General features: G+C 58.9%; 18 protein-coding genes and 1 tRNA gene. 17 read left to right on the plus strand and 2 right to left on the minus strand.

From position 1 onward, the window contains the following. Positions 1-93: 93 nt before the first annotated feature. The 16 genes from ftsW to Q4B98_RS01020 all read left to right on the plus strand — a co-directional run bounded on the left by ftsW (position 94) and on the right by Q4B98_RS01020 (position 15,529). A complete protein-coding gene (gene ftsW / locus Q4B98_RS00945; protein WP_303195550.1) occupies positions 94-1,269 on the plus strand; it encodes a putative lipid II flippase FtsW in 1,176 nt (391 codons plus the stop codon). 36 nt (positions 1,270-1,305) lie between these two features. Continuing rightward, positions 1,306-2,409 carry an undecaprenyldiphospho-muramoylpentapeptide beta-N-acetylglucosaminyltransferase gene (murG, locus tag Q4B98_RS00950; RefSeq protein WP_303194793.1) on the plus strand — a complete coding sequence of 368 codons (1,104 nt, stop codon included), beginning with the start codon at positions 1,306-1,308 and terminating at the stop codon, positions 2,407-2,409. A 31-nt stretch (positions 2,410-2,440) separates the two neighbouring features. After that, positions 2,441-3,856 carry a UDP-N-acetylmuramate--L-alanine ligase gene (gene murC / locus Q4B98_RS00955; RefSeq protein WP_303194794.1) on the plus strand — a complete coding sequence of 472 codons (1,416 nt, stop codon included), beginning with the start codon at positions 2,441-2,443 and terminating at the stop codon, positions 3,854-3,856. Beyond that, on the plus strand, positions 3,856-4,569 hold the full coding sequence (locus Q4B98_RS00960; protein ID WP_303194795.1) for a cell division protein FtsQ/DivIB: 714 nt from the start codon (positions 3,856-3,858) through the stop codon (positions 4,567-4,569). The genes murC and Q4B98_RS00960 overlap by 1 nt, the downstream gene beginning before the upstream one ends. Positions 4,570-4,690: 121 nt before the next feature. After that, positions 4,691-5,923: a cell division protein FtsZ gene (gene ftsZ / locus Q4B98_RS00965; protein ID WP_303194797.1), complete on the plus strand. Its 1,233-nt coding sequence runs from the start codon at positions 4,691-4,693 to the stop codon at positions 5,921-5,923. A 1-nt stretch (position 5,924) separates the two neighbouring features. After that, positions 5,925-6,710 (plus strand): polyphenol oxidase family protein, encoded by a 786-nt coding sequence (locus Q4B98_RS00970; protein WP_303194799.1) that lies wholly within the window; start codon positions 5,925-5,927, stop codon positions 6,708-6,710. Positions 6,711-6,837: 127 nt separating this feature from the next. After that, positions 6,838-7,356: a cell division protein SepF gene (locus Q4B98_RS00975; RefSeq protein ID WP_303194801.1), complete on the plus strand. Its 519-nt coding sequence runs from the start codon at positions 6,838-6,840 to the stop codon at positions 7,354-7,356. 11 nt (positions 7,357-7,367) lie between these two features. Beyond that, positions 7,368-7,658, plus strand: a complete 291-nt coding sequence (locus Q4B98_RS00980; protein WP_303194803.1) for a YggT family protein — start codon at positions 7,368-7,370, stop codon at positions 7,656-7,658. Positions 7,659-7,808: 150 nt separating this feature from the next. Continuing rightward, complete coding sequence (locus tag Q4B98_RS00985) at positions 7,809-8,897, plus strand: DivIVA domain-containing protein (RefSeq protein ID WP_303194805.1); 1,089 nt, start codon at positions 7,809-7,811, stop codon at positions 8,895-8,897. A gap of 307 nt (positions 8,898-9,204) precedes the next feature. Further along, the gene (locus tag Q4B98_RS00990; protein ID WP_303194807.1) at positions 9,205-10,518 is read left to right on the plus strand and encodes a hypothetical protein; all 1,314 of its coding nucleotides are present in this window, start codon (positions 9,205-9,207) and stop codon (positions 10,516-10,518) included. A gap of 466 nt (positions 10,519-10,984) precedes the next feature. Beyond that, positions 10,985-11,464, plus strand: a complete 480-nt coding sequence (locus Q4B98_RS00995; protein WP_303194809.1) for a TraR/DksA family transcriptional regulator — start codon at positions 10,985-10,987, stop codon at positions 11,462-11,464. Further along, the gene (locus Q4B98_RS01000) at positions 11,461-12,030 is read left to right on the plus strand and encodes a signal peptidase II (RefSeq protein ID WP_303194810.1); all 570 of its coding nucleotides are present in this window, start codon (positions 11,461-11,463) and stop codon (positions 12,028-12,030) included. Before Q4B98_RS00995 ends, Q4B98_RS01000 begins: the two co-directional genes overlap by 4 nt. Beyond that, positions 12,027-12,947: an RluA family pseudouridine synthase gene (locus Q4B98_RS01005; RefSeq protein ID WP_303194812.1), complete on the plus strand. Its 921-nt coding sequence runs from the start codon at positions 12,027-12,029 to the stop codon at positions 12,945-12,947. The genes Q4B98_RS01000 and Q4B98_RS01005 overlap by 4 nt, the downstream gene beginning before the upstream one ends. A gap of 168 nt (positions 12,948-13,115) precedes the next feature. Beyond that, positions 13,116-14,492, plus strand: a complete 1,377-nt coding sequence (gene pyk / locus Q4B98_RS01010) for a pyruvate kinase (RefSeq protein WP_303195551.1) — start codon at positions 13,116-13,118, stop codon at positions 14,490-14,492. A 237-nt stretch (positions 14,493-14,729) separates the two neighbouring features. Next, on the plus strand, positions 14,730-15,161 hold the full coding sequence (locus Q4B98_RS01015) for a CrcB family protein (protein WP_303194814.1): 432 nt from the start codon (positions 14,730-14,732) through the stop codon (positions 15,159-15,161). Continuing rightward, positions 15,158-15,529: a CrcB family protein gene (locus Q4B98_RS01020; RefSeq protein ID WP_303194816.1), complete on the plus strand. Its 372-nt coding sequence runs from the start codon at positions 15,158-15,160 to the stop codon at positions 15,527-15,529. Before Q4B98_RS01015 ends, Q4B98_RS01020 begins: the two co-directional genes overlap by 4 nt. Positions 15,530-15,556: 27 nt before the next feature. Here the strand turns inward: Q4B98_RS01020 and Q4B98_RS01025 are convergent. Beyond that, a tRNA-Leu gene (locus Q4B98_RS01025) sits at positions 15,557-15,639 on the minus strand. 176 nt (positions 15,640-15,815) lie between these two features. Between Q4B98_RS01025 and Q4B98_RS01030 the strand changes: the two genes are divergently transcribed. After that, positions 15,816-16,463, plus strand: a complete 648-nt coding sequence (locus Q4B98_RS01030) for an ANTAR domain-containing response regulator (RefSeq protein WP_303194818.1) — start codon at positions 15,816-15,818, stop codon at positions 16,461-16,463. Between the two features lie 18 nt (positions 16,464-16,481). Here Q4B98_RS01030 and Q4B98_RS01035 read toward each other — a convergent pair whose 3' ends face one another. Then, the gene (locus tag Q4B98_RS01035; protein WP_303194819.1) at positions 16,482-16,895 is read right to left on the minus strand and encodes a PaaI family thioesterase; all 414 of its coding nucleotides are present in this window, start codon (positions 16,893-16,895) and stop codon (positions 16,482-16,484) included. Between the last annotated feature and the right edge of the window lie 30 nt (positions 16,896-16,925).

Below are 16,925 nucleotides of genomic sequence, written 5' to 3' on the forward strand. Positions count from 1 at the left end.
TCTCGACCTATGAGTAGAACCCGACGCCGAGTCCCTGCCAGCCGGTTGAGGCACTTTCTGCGACTCGACGGTGGTGACGGAGCTTCAGGCAGTTTGCTGGCTCAACCTTTTTTGGACTATTACGTCATTCTTGCCGCCACCATGCTCTTGTGCGGTATCGGCGCATTGATGGGGTTGTCCTCGTCGTCGGTGTATTCCCAGTCTCTGGGGCACGGGCCGTATTACTTTGCTATTCGCCAGATTGGCTTTCTCGCTGTGGGGGCACTTGCCGCAGCGGTGGTGTCTCGGCTGTCGGAGAAGCACCTACGCTTTCTCGGCGGCCTGGCCTACGCCGTGGTCGCTGTGATGCTGGTGTTGGTGTTGACTTCCTTGGGGTCCGATGCTGGTAAGGGAAACCAGGCCTGGCTGATTCTCGGCCCAGTGAGCCTGCAGCCTTCGGAATTTGCGAAGTTTGCGTTGGTCCTTGTGGGAGCCAGCTACATGGCATCGCGTCGGGACGAGATGGCGACACTCAAGGGCGTGGTTATTTATCTCGTGCTGTATGGAGTGATCGGGTTGCTCGTCGTGGCCGAGGGAGACCTTGGTACCACGATGGTCATCGGACTCATCATGCTGGCGCAGATGTGGAATTTCGGCGTGCCGAAACGCTACATGTTCACCCTCATCGGTCTGGGCTTGCTGACAGTCCTACTACTCGTCGTGCGTACGCCGTACCGAGCTCAGCGGGTGCTGTCCTTCCTGCATCCCGATAATGGCGAGATGACGTCCCAGCAGCCGCTTTCTGCGATCTATGCTCTTGCAACCGGTGGCTGGTGGGGAGTCGGCATTGGTGCCTCCCGTCAGAAGTGGGGAGGACTCTACGACGGGGCCCAGACCGACTTCGTCTTCGCCGTGCTCGGTGAGGAGATGGGTTTAATGGGAACCCTGGCTGTCATCTTACTGTTCACCATGCTGGTATGGGCGGGAGTGCGGACGGCTATGCGACAGGACTCTCTCTTCCGTCGTTCAGCTGCATCGACGGCCACCGCATGGATTGCGGCCCAGGCAGTGATAAACATCTCAGTCTCATTGAACGTGTTGCCGGTCGTTGGTGTGCCGCTTCCCTTCATTTCCATCGGCGGGTCGGCCCTAGTGTCAGTGCTTTTGGCGGTTGGCACCATCTTGGCGTGCGCGCGCACCGAGCCTGCTGCTCGACGCAGTATTGAGGCTTCGCGACGCACTGCGCCTGCGCGTGTGACGAGTGTTGTTGATGGAGGTCATCGTGGTTGATCTCGACGCCCTATCCCATTTCCTCGAGGAGTACCTATGGTGAACGTTGTTTTGGCCGGTGGAGGAACAGCTGGCCACACATCTCCGCTCATTGCCACTGCGAACGCTCTGCAGGATCGTGGAGCCACCGTGTCTTGCATTGGTACTCCCAAAGGCCTTGAGGGACGTATTATCCCCGAGGCCGGTCTCGAACTCGACATGATTCCTCCGGTGCCCCTGCCGCGCACGGTGAACGTTGATTTGTTCAAGGTTCCTAGCCGGTTGGCAGGAGCGGTAAAGAAGGCAGGAGCAGTGCTGAAGCGCCGTGACGCTGCCGTTCTCGTCGGCTTCGGTGGGTATGTGTCCTTGCCTGCGTACTTGGCTGCCAAGAAAGCCAAGATCCCGGTCGTCATCCACGAGCAGAACGCGGTTCCTGGACTTGCTAACAAGATTGCCTCACGGTTTGCGGTCTTTGTCGGCACAGCTTTTCCAGATACCCCATTGCCGAATGCCACCTTTGTCGGTATGCCGCTGCGCAAGCAGATCACTGACTTGGCAGATGCCAGTGAGGGTGACCGAGCTGAGCGCCGGGGACGTGCCCGTGCGGGTTTCGGGCTGGATGTCGACCGCCCTACCCTGCTCGTCTCCGGAGGATCTCAGGGGGCGGTCGCCATTAATGACGCGGTGATCGCAGCGCGGGACTACCTCCTCGCTGACGGGGTACAGATCCTTCATGTCCTGGGCCCGAAGAACATCAAGGACAAGACCAAGGTCGTCGACGAGACGACTGGAGCCGTATGGCTGCCGGTCGGATACCTGGATGACATGGCCAGCGCGTACGCAGCTGCCGACTTGATGGTGGCCCGTTCCGGTGCTGGAACAGTGGTGGAGACCGCAACAGTCGGTCTGCCGACGATCTACGTTCCACTGCCACATGGTAACGGCGAACAGGCCCGTAATGCCTCTTCGTCGGTTGCTGCCGGTGCCGGTGTTGTTGTCGCGAACGCCGACCTTGACTCCCAACGTCTCCTTGTCGAGACTGCCCGCATCCATGACCCCGAAACTCTGGCCAGAATGTCAGCTGCTGGACGGGAGCTCATGCCTGCTCACGCCGCCGAAGAGATGGCGGTCCGGGTGATCTCGGCTGCTCATTCGAAGTGATTGACCCGACGACTGTTTGAGGAGAAAACTCATGTCATTACGGGAACCTGTCGAGCTGCTCGACCCCAGCACCATTGGGCCGGTCCATTTCATTGCCATCGGCGGAGCCGGGATGAGTGGTGTCGCGCAGATTTACCACGACATGGGAGTTGATGTTCGTGGTTCTGACCAGGTTGATTCGGCCAATTTGCGTGATTTGGCAGCCGCTGGAGTCCAAACCTGGGTGGGTCATGATCCTGCTCATCTAGCCGGGGCTCGCACGGTCGTGGTCTCCTCAGCTATCCGTCCCGACAATCCAGAGCTGAGGGAAGCTAACCGACGTGGCCTGCGCGTCTGGCACCGTTCGGCCGCCTTGGCTGCCCTCATGCTTGACCATCAAGGTGTCTCGATTGCCGGCACTCATGGCAAGACGACGACCACCGGAATGGTCGCCACCATGCTTCATCACGCGGGAGTAGATCCGTCATACGTCATCGGTTCACCGCTGGCAGCCACCGGAAAGGCGGCACATCTGGGTACCGGAGGGGCTTTCGTCGTCGAAGCCGATGAGTCTGACGGCTCCTTCTTGCAATACCCCAGCCAGATTGTTGTCGTCACCAACGTGGAAGCCGACCACCTCGACAACTGGGGTACCCCGCAAGCCTACTTCGATGGTTTCGTTTCGATGGCGACCCGGCCGGAGGTGCGCTATGTCGTAACCAATGTCGACGACCCGGGAGCGGCTGAGCTTGCGGCTCGGCTGGAAAGCACCGGTACGGTCAAGGTTGTCACCTATGGTGAGTCGGAGCAGGCAGACGTCCGGCTCGTCGACATTGATCTGGAGGGGACGACGGCCTCGGCTACCCTCGTCCACGGGTCCACCAGAGGGCGACTCGAGCTTCAGGTGCCCGGACGCTACAACCTCTGCAACGCCGCTGCCGCTTACTGCGTTGGCTCGCTATTGGGGATTGGCCATGATGAACTCCTTGCGGGGATCGGGACCTTCACAGGGACCCTGCGGCGTTTCCAGCTGGTAGGACGCGTCGGCGATGTAGCAGTATTTGACGATTACGCTCACCATCCGACTGAGCTGCGCGCCACGCTTGGGGCAGCGCGCCGGGCAGTGCCAGGGCAGGGGAGGGTCCTGGCCTGTTTCCAGCCTCATTTGTTCTCCCGTACCCGGGACTTCGCCGATGAATTTGGGCAGGCCCTCACCCTGGCCGACCGCGTCATCGTCTGTGACATTTATCCTGCCCGGGAAGACCCGATTCCTGGTGTAACCGGCGAGATGGTTCACGACGCGGTTATCGCGGCCGGTGGGGATTCCCGCTATGTTCCTGACAAACAAGACCTTCCGGAAGCTCTTGCCGAAGAGGTACGGCCCGGCGATCTTGTCATCACTCTGGGAGCCGGTGACGTGACTTTGGTAGGTCCGGTGCTGGTGAGATTGCTGGAGGAAAAGTCCTGATGCCGGTTTCCGACATCAACGTCGCCATTGAGCTGCGCCGCCGACGCCGCCGGCGACGCAACCTGATGATCGTAGGGATAGTCGCTGCGGTGGTGATACTTGCTGTCGCGGCGATCTGGGTAGTGCGTAACACCACCGTGTTCAGTGCCGATACCGTCGAGGTTCGCGGACAACGCCTAGTCACGGCTTCCCAGGTTGAGCAGGCAGCCAAGGTGCAGAAAGGTCAGCCTCTGGCGCGGGTTAACACTGACGAGATCGCTGATCGCGTGACTTCTGTGAGTGTCGTCCAACAGGCCAAGGTGCACCGGAAGTGGCCGCATACGATCGTTATCGATGTCACAGAGTTCAAGCTCGCGTATCAGGTGAAAACCTCTGGGGGCTACCTGTGGATTGACTCTGCTGGCATCATGTTCAACCGGACCACCAAGCCCACCCCGAAGGTGATGTGGGCGACCACAGCATCTGGTGATCGTGCCCTGCTGCGTGATGTTGCAACAGTCGTCAACTCCTTTCCCGCTGAGCTCAGGCGACAGGTCGACCATATCGAGGCCAAATCCCGTGATTCGATTGTCGTAGTACTGTCTGGAAAGCGGACGGTGGTGTGGGGATCGGCTAACCAGTCCGAACTCAAAGGCAAGGTCACCGCTGCGATGCTCAATGTCAAGGCATCCCGTTTTGACGTCTCCTCCCCGGAACATCCAACTGCCCGCTGAGCAGTCTCAAGCCGGGGTTGAGGGTCGAGGTCCAGGTGGCCGATAGCGTTGGACACCCTTTTGACGTGCTCATACCCTTGCTCTAGACCGGTCCATCAGAAAAGAGTGAGGCAGAACTCCAGTGGCTATTCCATCCCAGAACTACCTCGCCGTGATTAAGGTCGTGGGGGTAGGTGGCGGCGGCTGTAATGCCGTTAACCGCATGATCGAGGCAGGACTCAAGGGAGTCGAGTTCCTCGCCGTGAATACCGATGCCCAGGCCCTCCTCACGAGCGATGCCGACGTCAAGCTTGACATTGGCAGGGACCTTACCCGAGGCCTGGGGGCCGGTGCGGACCCCGACAAGGGACGTCAGGCTGCCGAGGACCACGCCGATGAGATCGAGGAATCCCTCAAAGGCGCTGACATGGTGTTCGTCACCGCTGGTGAGGGCGGTGGGACTGGCACCGGTGCTGCCCCCGTCGTCGCCAAGATTGCTCGTTCCCTCGGGGCCTTGACGATTGGTGTGGTGACTCGTCCATTCTCATTCGAGGGTCACCGTCGGTCCTCCCAGGCTGAATCCGGTATCGACAATCTGCGTGATGAAGTCGACACCCTCATCGTCATTCCCAATGACAAGTTGCTGGACATGACGGATCAGCGGATCGCCATCTTGGATGCCTTCAGACAGGCTGACCAGGTACTCATGCAAGGTGTTTCTGGCATCACAGACCTCATCACCACCCCGGGTCAGATCAACCTGGACTTCGCCGACGTCAAGTCCGTCATGTCGAACGCAGGGTCCGCCCTCATGGGCATTGGCCGGGCCTCCGGTGAGGATCGCGCTCGCGCTGCCGCAGAGATGGCGATCTCGTCGCCGCTGCTCGAGGTGTCCATTGACGGCGCTCGCGGGGTGCTGCTGTCCATTGCCGGCGGTTCTGACCTTGGTCTGTTTGAGGTTGCCAGCGCCGCTAACCTCATCGAGGCTGCCGCCCATGACGAGGCCAATATCATCTTCGGGACGATCATTGACGATGCCCTGGGCGACGAGGTGCGCGTCACGGTGATCGCAGCCGGATTCGAGAATGGTCAGCTCACCAGTACCAAGCAGCCTGGAATCAGTCAGCGTCCGGCCTCCCGCCCAGCGATGAGTAACAATCGTTCTTCGGCGGGTGCTGTCGGTGCTGAGGCACCTGATTTGGGTGCGAACGCTCAGGGCAACGGTAACCAGCAGCCGACCCCGATTCGGCCGCATACTCAGGGCAGTCCGTTCGCTCATCGCCCGTCTCAGCCGGAGCCGATTCAGCAGCAGAATAACCGTCCCCAGGCCGACGAACCTGAGGATGATCTGGACATCCCGGACTTCTTGAAGTGACGTGCTGAGATTCGTCATCGACCCCGGTGCCAATCATGGTGTCGGGGTCGCCTTCACAGATCGTGTCGACCCCGACGGTCGCGGCTGGGGTGGCCATGGTTTCGACGGGTTCAACCTGGGACGGACCGACGAGGATCCGAACGTTCTCGAGCATGTGGGAGCGTTGCGTGCCAGGCTCAACCTCGGCCCAGTGATGGTTTGTCATCAAGTTCACGGCAAGGATGTGTGGCGGGTTGGCCCTGACGACATCGAAGGCTGGATTCCGCAGCATTATCTGGGCGACGCCGTGGCTGGGCAACAGAAACTGCCTATTGCCGATGCCATGGTGACCGACCTGCCCGGGGTTGCGCTGGCGATCCGGGTCGCCGACTGTATGCCAGTGGTGTTGGCAGACCCCAGTACTGGAGTTATCGGAGTGGCCCATGCTGGCCGAGTTGGTTTTCTGGCGGGAGTTCTGCCAGCTACTGTCGAGGCCATGCGAGACATGGGTGCCACTGATGTGTTGGCATGGATAGGGCCTCATATCTGCGGCAGCTGCTACGAGGTTCCTGCTGACATGGCTGAGCAGGTATGGAGCGAACATCCGGCAACCCGAGCTGTAACTCGCCACGGCACTCCTGCCATCGACCTGGGGTCCGGCGCCCTGGCACAGCTGGAATCCCTAGGGGTGGCAGCAGTCGGGCTTGATCCCTGCACTTTTGAAGGGCAAGATTTGTTTTCCCATCGCAGAGATCACGGTGCGGGACGCCTTGCTGGCCTGGTGTGGAGGGTTCCCAATCCGCAGTGACGATGGGTGTATCGGTTTCGTGATGTGTCAGCGCTTCGCGTGTCCCGTCAAACCGTGGCAATATCCGTGGCAGGCTTGAATGGTGAGATCCCCGTCCCGGGGACGCGCCCATGAGAAGGAGCTCCAGATGGCAGGAATCGGCAGGAAGATCGCCTCGTACGTCGGCATCGTTGACGATCGTCGCTACGACGAGGAGGCTCTTCCGGACGAGGAGCTCACCACGGAGGTTTACTCCGACGACGATTACGAGCCATCTTCGGAGGTGACCGAGTTGCATCATCGTGATTCCACTGAGCAGCGTGGCAGGGAGCGTAAGGCGGTTCAGCAGCGTCGGCGACAGGAGTTGGACGAGCCGAGCATTGCTGACATCAACCGTATCCTGACTGTTCACCCGCGTAACTACAACGAGGCGCGGACGATTGGCGAGCAGTTCCGTGAAGGAATCCCCGTCATTATGAATCTCACCGAGATGGACGACGCTGACGCCAAGCGTCTGGTTGATTTCGCCGCCGGTCTCATCTTCGGCCTGCGCGGGACAATCGAGCGCGTGACGAGCAAGGTCTTTCTTCTATGCCCGCGCAATGTCAATGTCACCCCGGAGGACAAAGCCCGTATCGCCAGCGGCGGATTCTTCAACCAATCCTGACGGAGTTATCCATGATCCTGGCCGGGACCATCCTTACGTGGCTCATTCAGATCTACACGGTGCTGCTCATCGTGCGAATGATTATGTCCTGGGTACCGCTGCTCATACGCGGTTTCGAGCCGCATGGTGTCATGGCCGTGCTGTTTGAGATCGTCTACACGATCACCGATCCTCCCATCAAGTTCTTCGATCGACTCGTGCCTCCGGTGAGGTTCGGCAGTGTCGGCCTCTCAGTCGGATTCATCATCGTATTCGTGTTGTTGGCTGTTCTGCAGCGGCTGGTCATCATCCTGTTCTGGTAATGCAGTAATGGCGTATACCCCAAAGGTGAGGTTGAACCTTAAGTGACGCGAGCGCTGCGGTGGAGTAGCCTTATAGCCATCTCGTGTCCGCCCCGGACCATACGGTCCGCCTCACGGGTCTTGACTGTTTCCGACATCTTGGAGTGCACAATGACGCTGACCCTCGAAGAGGTGCGCAAGGTTCGTTTCCCGATGGTCAAACGCCCTGGCGAGGGCTACCGCGCCATTGAGGTTGATGATTTCGTTGACAAGGTTGAGGCGTCGTTCATGACCCTCACCGACGAGAATGAGCGCCTCAAAGCCCAGATCGAGGCTCTGAAGTCTGGCGATCAGGGTGACCAGAAGCCCAATCAGGATCTCGTCAATGAGAACGAGTATCTTCGTGCTCAGCTCGAAGAGCTGCGCTCTCACCAGAATGATCGTTCGGCGGCTGACTCCGGTGAGGTCCAACGCGCCAAGGCTGCTCAGCAGGAGGCCGAGAACCGCGCCCACCAGCTAGAGCGAGAAAAGTCTTCTCTGCAGCTCGAGATCGAGGAGCTGCGCCAGGCCGCTCGGCGTCCAGGCCAGGACATCGACCCGGCTGAGGTTGCTCGCCTGCGTAGTGAGAACGAGCGTCTCGGCGCTCAGCTGCGCGACGCTCAGGCCCAGGCTGCTCGTAGCCGTACCTCTTCTGCCGCTCCGCAGCAGACGACCACCGAGGATGGCGTTGAGAAGCTTGTCGTGACCACCAGCGCCGAGGCTTCTCCCGCCGTCGTCCGCATGGTTGAGCTGGCTCTCGCTGACGCCGAGCGCGTCGTTCGCGAGGCTGAGAATGAGGCTGGCCGTAAGGTTCAGGCCGCCGAGACCAAGGCTCACGAGCTTACAATTGACGCTCAGACTCGCGCCGAGCGCATCGAGTCCAGCGCCCGCGTCAACGCCGAGAAGATGACATCGGATGCCAAGAGCAATGCTGACAAGGTCAATTCCGATGCCCAGAACCGGCGCACCGAGCTTTTCCGCGAGCTCGAGGCTGAACGTGACACCTTGGCCGGAAAGGTCGACCATCTGCGCTCCTTCGAGGCGAGCTACCGCGACGCTCTTACCTCCCATCTGCGCGCGCAAGCTGACAACCTCGAGAAGGGAATTTTCGAGCCAGCTGAGTTGCCTGAGCTGCTCAAGCCGGAGAACCGCGTAGCTCCCGGAGGCTCCTCCACCCCGCGTCTGGATGTTCTTATTGGCCGCAGCCAGCAGCAGAACTGAGACAACACGTATATCGAAACACTGTGCCCCCGGTTACTTTTAACCGGGGGCACAGTGCTGTTGGCCTGGTATTCAGGTTTGGGATGGGTTAGGGGCTCTTCGCACAAGGGGCGTGGGCCGAGGACCATGTCGACGCTTCGGGGCGTACATAAGGGAAGGTTTTGACACCGCATATTCGAGAGATGACGTCAACAGCGAGTCTAGGCCGGAGCCGCTGCCGATCCCGATGAAGGGCGTACGTGTGTACGCTCAGTGGTTCCAGAGCCAGGATAAGTCTGAGGGAATTGCGTCACCTATCTACAGCAGTGTGACGAACTCGGATGGCACGTTTGCTATCCATATGAAGAATTTCTTTACGGCTTTGGGTGATCCTGTCCAGTTTGACGCTGATCCGAATAAGCCGGAGTTTGAGAAGTGGCGTATCTGGGCTGTTAATCCTGATGATGGCACGTATCAGATGCTGTCTGCCCCGGGTAACTCTGTGGTGTTCCCGAAGACTGCCGTCTATGACTTGTCTGGAAACCTCGTTCAGAAAATTGATTCGAATGTTATTGAGGGGGCGGACTTCAAGTTTGGTGAGCGCATCGATAATTCGGTGATGCACTTGACTAACCCTGATGGCTCGATCCTGGCTAAGGATAATCCGGCGGAAAAGACGGGCGGCCAGGTTCAGGGCCATGTCCAGTGGAACTATGGTATTGCGAATGGTTCTGAGACGTGGGCGTTGTACGCGTCGCGTAGCCAGAACGGCGATTTTGTTGCCCCGAATGTGAAGGTCTATGCTTCGTACCTTTCTGATTATGCGGTGCAGCAGATCAACAAGAAGTACCCGGATGTTCGCGGTTCTGACTGGACGGCTCAGAAAGAGGCTGAGCTGCAGAACTGGATCCACGCCAAGATGGCTCAGGAGGGCAAGGAGAAGTGGATCGCTGAGACTGTCAGTGGTTTTACCGGCCAGGATGGTGAGTACCGGCTGCGGTTCAATGGCACTTACGGGAAGTCGGCAACGGAGCGTGGAAACGTTCCGGAAGATATGTGGCATACCATTGCCGATAATCCGGATGCCGGATCGTGGACTCTGCCGAATATCAACAAGGATCACAAGCATATCAATCGTGATTGGTTGTTTGTGTCCACTGAGGATATTCCGGGTGTCATCAAGACTAGCCCGTTCTACCAGAACTACTACTCGTCGTATTCTGGTGGTAACTGGAATTCCCACGGGGCTGGCTGGACGACCATTAATATGGCTACCACCAATTATGATATGCGGAATATTGATTTCGCTATCGCTGCTGGTGACATCGATTTTGAAGTGACGCCGTTTAATACCACGGATAAGCCGGCTCATCCTGGAGATACTGCGCATACGACTGCGGTGAATATTCCGACGAAGTTCTCGGATAATCTGAACTACCGTATTCAGTGGAAAGCGGCAGGGGCTAAAGACGTAATTGCCGAATGCAAGGGTCTTCATCCTGAAAGCAATGGTACTTTGCAGTCGTGCGACTTCACGGTGCCTAAGGAACTAGATAAGTCGACCATTTACACTGCCTACCTTTACGCTGAAGACGATAAAGGTCAGTTGTCGGATAACTACCTGAGTGTTCGATGGGTATGAGGTTTCAATCGACGACAAGACCGGTAAAGTCCCCTCTTCTCCGGGGAGAGGATGTGGCTGCTGGCCACGACACCGTGCGCGTTGATGTCTTCTACCCAGACGCCACCTTCAACACCGTCAGCTCCCCGCAGTATCGTCACCAAGCCTGCGCGGTGATGGCGGCGTCGTGACCGACGATTCGGAAGCGCGGTTTACGCTGCGCGTTGCCGCTACAACCGCTGGGTCAGTGACAACTAGCACCTGCTAGGACACGAAGTAGGGGTCGCCTCGGTATGAGGCGGTCCCTACTGTGTTGTCGCCAGTGGAAATGCCTCGTCATAATTAAGAAGCCCTTTGGCCATCCAACCCCAGACACGGAACAGATTTACGGCCATGGTGAACATCGGCGGTTGCACTCTTGCAAACGGCTTGTGCCATAGGTGTAATGTCTGCCCTCAGTTCGTGCCACCCCCACGTAGGTGATGACATGAGCGGTACATACCACCAAGCCGGAAACGGTCCCCGTACGACTATGGAGAATCCGATGTCAGATCACGATGCGGAGGCGATCGCTGCCTCCCTGCCGGTTCGCGATGGCGATGAGCCTTGGACGACTGATGAGGTCCGCGAGATCATTGATGTTTTGGAGTCGGATGTCGAGAGGATGGGCGTCGCTCTCGACAAGGCCGAGAACGATCTTGCCGATCTTATGAAGCAGGGCAATGATGGTGCCGGTATGGACACTATCGACGTTGGTTCCTCCCAATTCGAGCGAGATCAGGAGATTTCCGTCACTCGCAATGCTCGTGCTGTTTACGACCAGTCGAAGCTGGCTCTTGAAGCGCTTGACGAGGGGACCTGGGGTACCTGTGAGTCGTGCGGAAAGCCAATTGGAAAGGCTCGTTTACAGGCCTTTCCACGAGCAACCATGTGCGTCAAGTGCAAGCAGCGCGAAGAGCGCCGGTGACTTCCCCCACCGATCCGACTGCGCTGGCAGGTGCGCAGTTGAGGCGTTGGCGATTTATCTTGGTTGCCATAGCAGTGGTTGGCTATGGCCTTGACCAATGGACCAAGGCTGAGGCCGTGGCACGTCTCGATCCCTACAACCCACCGAGATGGTTTAGCGGTTTCATAACCCTGCGGTTGCTGCGTAATCCCGGTGCTGCCTTTTCCATGGGGTCGACGGTAACTGTCCTCATCAGTCTTTTCGCGATCGCAATGCTGGTCGTCGTGTGCCTGTGGGGAGTGCCGAAGGCTCGTCATCGGTGGTCTGTCATTGCGTGTGGCATGCTCATCGCGGGTATTTGCGGAAATCTCACCGACCGTATCTTTCGATCTCCTGGCCCACTGCGGGGCCATGTCGTCGACTTCATCAGTGTGCCGCACTTCGCGGTGTTCAACGTCGCCGATATCTTCATCACCTGTACTGCCATCCTCGTCGTGCTGGAGGCGATTTTTGGCCAGCACGACAGCGAAGGTCACACCACGGATGACAATGTGAAGGGGGAGAGGGACGAAAAGGAGGATATGTGAGCGTCCTGCTAGTACCTGATGGTCTTGACGGAGAGAGAGTTGACGTCGCCGCCGCTCGGATGAGCGGGGTGTCCCGATCCCGGATCGCTGGTCTCATCGAGGAAGGGTTGGTCTTTCTCGATGGGCAGAAGGTGTCCCGCGCCTCTATTCGCGTCGCTATGGGGCAGATGCTCGACGTCGACCTCTCGGACCCCGTTGCCACCCCGGCAATCACCCCTCAGATTGTCGAGGGAATGAGAATCGTTCATGATGACTCTGACGTCGTCGTCGTCGACAAGCCGGCTGGAGTAGCGGCTCATCCGTCGCTGGGGTGGGAAGGCCCCAGCGTCGTTGAACATCTGGCTGCTGCTGGATTCGCCATTTCCACGAGCGGGGCACCGGAGCGCCAGGGCATAGTACAGCGACTCGACGTCGGGACCTCCGGTCTCATGGTGGTCGCCAAGAGCGAACACGCCTATACCTTGTTGAAACAGGCGTTCCGAGACCGAACCGTTGACAAGGTGTACCTCGCCTTGGTCCAGGGCCATCCGGATCCTTTCACAGGAACGATCGATGCCCCCATCGGACGCGATCATCGGCACGATTGGAAGATGGCAATTGTTGATGGTGGGCGTCACTCTGTCACCCATTACGAGACGATCGAGGCCTTCCGTCACGCAACCTTGCTCAAAGTACATCTTGAAACAGGCCGAACCCACCAGATTCGGGTTCATATGGCGGCTGTTAAACATCCCTGTTGTGGGGATCCGCTTTACGGGTGTGATCCATTGCTGGCCAAGGAACTGGGGCTTGAGAGGCAGTGGTTACATGCGGCGGAATTGTCCTTCACCCATCCTGGCAGTGGCGAATGGGTGACTTTCCACTCGGACCCGCCGGAAGATCTTCAGCACGCGCTGAATGTTGTGCGGCAAAGCTGAACACGGATGGCTCTGGTCATCCGTGCATCATTGGTGAACGTCTCATGTGCATCCGGCGCTGAGAGGCTCCCCGAGTCGGGTTTCAATGATGTCGGGCGGTATCGTGGGAGCGTGCGTAGAGCTAAAATTGTGAACACCCTTGGACCCGCTGTGTCCAACCATGACGCCATGAAGGAGCTCATGGAGGCTGGCATGAATATCGCTCGCCTCAATATGAGCCACGGCGATTACTCTGAGCACCAAGGTCGTCTTGACCTGGTTCGCTCGGTTTCGAAAGAACTCGGGCTTAACGTAGCGGCTTTGGCTGACTTGCAGGGTCCGAAGATCCGTACTGGTCTGTTCGAAAAGCCCGACGGAGAATCGAACGGCAAAATTGATCTCAAGGTTGGTGACAAATTCACCATCACCACCGATGACATTCTGGGCAACCAGGAGCGTGTCTCCACCACTTTCAAGGGCTTGCCCAAGGACTGCAAGGCCGGAGACGTCATCCTCATCGACGATGGTAAGACGGTCCTGCAGGTTGACTCAGTCAGCGGCAACGACGTCAACTGCCATTGCACTGTCGCCGGCCCGGTCGGGGATCACAAGGGTATTAACCTGCCCGGTGTCGCCGTGTCTATCCCGGCCCTGACCGAGAAGGATGAGGACAACCTGCGCTGGGCCCTCAAGGCTGGCATCGACTTGGTAGCCCTGTCTTTCGTGCGCCATGGCTCAGACATCGACCGGGTCCACGAAATCATGGACGAGGAAGGACGCACCGTCCCGGTCATTGCCAAACTCGAGAAGCCGCAGGCCATCGAGAACCTCGACGAGATCATTGACGCCTTCGACGCCGTCATGGTTGCCCGTGGCGACATGGCAGTTGAGTGCCCGCTTGAAGAGGTCCCGCTGATCCAGAAGCAGATCATCGAGAAGGCACGCCTGCAGGCCAAGCCCGTCATCGTGGCTACCCAGATGCTTGAGTCTATGATCCATGCCCCCCGTCCGACCCGGGCCGAGGCCGCTGACGTGGCCAACGCCATCCTGGACGGTGCCGACGGTGTCATGACGTCCGCTGAGACCAGCGTCGGCGATTTCCCGGGTGAGACCGTCCGAACCATGGCCAAGATTGTCGAGTCCACTGAGGCGCACGGCTTGGACAAGATCTCCAAGATCGACTGGGACCCGCACACCACCAGCGGCATCATGTCGAAAGCTGCCGCCGAGATTGCCGAGCGTGCCGAGGCCAAGTTCATCGTGGCCTTCACCAAGTCTGGTGATACAGCCCGTCGTATCGCGCGTCTACGTCCGAGCACCCCGCTGATCGTCTTCACCCCTGATGAGACCACCACGAAGGATCTTGCATGGGTGTGGGGCGCTCACGCTGTTGTCACCCCGGCCTTCAAGACTGCTGAGGAGTTGTACCGCTGGGTGAACGCTTACCTGCGTGACAAGGGCTTCGTGCCTGTTGGTGACCGTGTCGTTGTGCTGTCCGGCTCCCCGCTGGACGTCCCGGGCAAGACCAACAATCTGCGCATTCTTCGTATCAAGGAAGACGACTGACAGCGGCTGAGCCTCGCTTGTCGTCGCGTCCCCTGTCCCCTCCTAGGGGCGGGGGACGTCCCCTTTTTATGGCGGGTTGAACGACGTCATCCTTGTCTGGGAAGTGGTCGATATGGCAGCACAGGGACTGAGGGAATCTTTGTTGGCGATGGATCCCGCCCGTCAGTGCCGAACCGAAGTGCACTTGACGCCTTGTGGATACCGGGTGTCGCGTAGTGGCTGGAAGGACTCCTCACCGTGGCAGTGACTTCGGGATTCCTAGATCGTCGTTCGGTACAGGCAGGGCTGGTTTTCCTGGGGGGATGTCTGGGAACCCTCATGCGAGACGGTATTGCTCACGCCTGGCCGACCTCAGCTAACGGAATGCCGTGGGCGACCTTGGCGACCAACCTTGTCGGGGCGTTCGTCCTGGCGGCTCTGCTCGAAATCCTCGCGGTTGCTGGTCCTGACGTGGGGATTCGTCGAGCTGTTCGACTTTGCTTCGGCACCGGCATGATGGGCGGGTTCACGACCTATTCCACCTTGGCAGTGGAGACGGGACAGCGAGCGATGTCCGGGCAGTGGCTGGCGGCCGTCAGTTATCTCCTTGGGAGCGTCACGATGGGAGCCTTGCTGGCGTGGGTCATGATCTCCACAGTGCGTGCTGCAGTTCGCAGGAGGTCCTCATGACGATGCTGTGCATTTGTGTGGCTGGTGGCCTTGGCGCGGTCGTGCGGTTTTTGCTCGACACGCACATCAACTCTCGGTTCTCCTTCCCAGTACCGGTGGGGACCCTCGTCATCAACGTGCTGGGATCCTTGCTGCTGGGATTCGTCACTGCGGCAGCTCTCAACCATCTGGGATTCTCACACAATCTCGAAGGACCACTGGGAACAGGGTTTTGCGGCGGCTTCACAACGTTCAGTACGGCGTCAGTGGAGACGGTACGTACCGCGTCGAGCCGTGGTGTACACGTGGGAGTTCTGCATTGTTTAGGGATGGCACTTGCCGGAGTGCTGGCAGCGGTCCTGGGCCTGTACCTGGGATCACTGGCGTAAAGGGACCACTTGAGGTAAAGCCGACGGTGCCCGAGAGGGGAGTCGAACCCCTACGCCCGCAAGGACAGCGCATTTTGAGTGCGCCGCGTCTACCATTCCGCCACTCGGGCCGGCTTGCCTATTGTGCCACAGTTGCGCCGAGATGCCGATTTTTCGGCTACGAAAGTGTTGGTGACGATCAACTATTGGGCCATTACTAAGGGGTATGCCGTGACGCTCAGGCATACATGCGTGTGCGGCAAGGCGTGTTAACCATTAAGATTGAATCGAGTTGTCAACGATCGACATGCAAGGAACCACCGTGAGCAAGCCACAGGACACCACCCGGTCAACCTCTGATTTGGGGCTGGAGACGGAACATCCACGCGTCGTGGTGGCTGAGGACGAGGCCCTTATCCGCCTCGATCTGGTCGAGCTTCTCGAAGAGCACGGTTACGAGATCGTCGGTCAGGCCAGTGACGGCGAAGAAGCCGTCCGTCTCGCCAATGAGCTCGAACCCGACTTGGTCGTCATGGACGTCAAAATGCCGAAAATGGACGGCATCACCGCAGCTGACAAGATTGCCGAGGACCGTATTTGTGCCGTTGTCATGCTGACCGCGTTCTCCCAGCGTGACCTCATCAAGCGCGCCAAGGAAGCCGGGGCCATGGCATATGTCGTCAAGCCTTTTGATGCCTCGGACGTCATTCCTGCTATCGAAATCGCTATGGCCCGCTTCGCGGAGATCCGTGGCGTCGAAGACGAAGTCATGGACCTCGAGGAGCGTTTGGAATCGCGCAAGATCGTTGACCAAGCCAAGGGAATCCTGCAGACGAGCCTGGACCTCACCGAGCCAGAGGCCTTCCGGTGGATTCAGAAGACAGCCATGGATCTGCGCAAGTCGATGCGTGAAGTGGCTCAGGGAGTCATTGACCACGCGGAGAACGAGAAGTGATGTCGGTATGTCACACCGTCAGATGATCTGACAGGTCATCCGTCCGACAGCACAGACGCGGCCCTCATCGTCAACAATCTCGACGGTGTGGGTCGTCGTGCGTCTACCGAGATGTACCGCCGTCGCAGTGGCAATGACGTGATGGCCGTGGGGCGGTCTCACGTGCGAGACCGACAACTCGGTGCCGACTGCGGAATGCTCGAAGGTGCGCGCGTGGGCCATGGCCGCCAGAGAGCCTGCCGTTTCCACGAGGACACCCGATCCGCCGCCGTGCCATAGACCGGTGGGCTGGGTGTTGCCATCGAGCGGCGCGGTGACGACACAGCGGGTGGGCGAAACCTCACGAACCTTGACGCCGATCTTGTCGTCAAGGGGGCTCACGAGCTCAGCGAGCCACTCGGGAAGAGGATGGTCCGGGATGGAATAGGTCACAGGCGAATCATGCCACTGCCTGCTATAACG

Source organism: Cutibacterium sp. (assembly GCF_030525615.1).
GTDB lineage: Bacteria > Actinomycetota > Actinomycetes > Propionibacteriales > Propionibacteriaceae > Cutibacterium.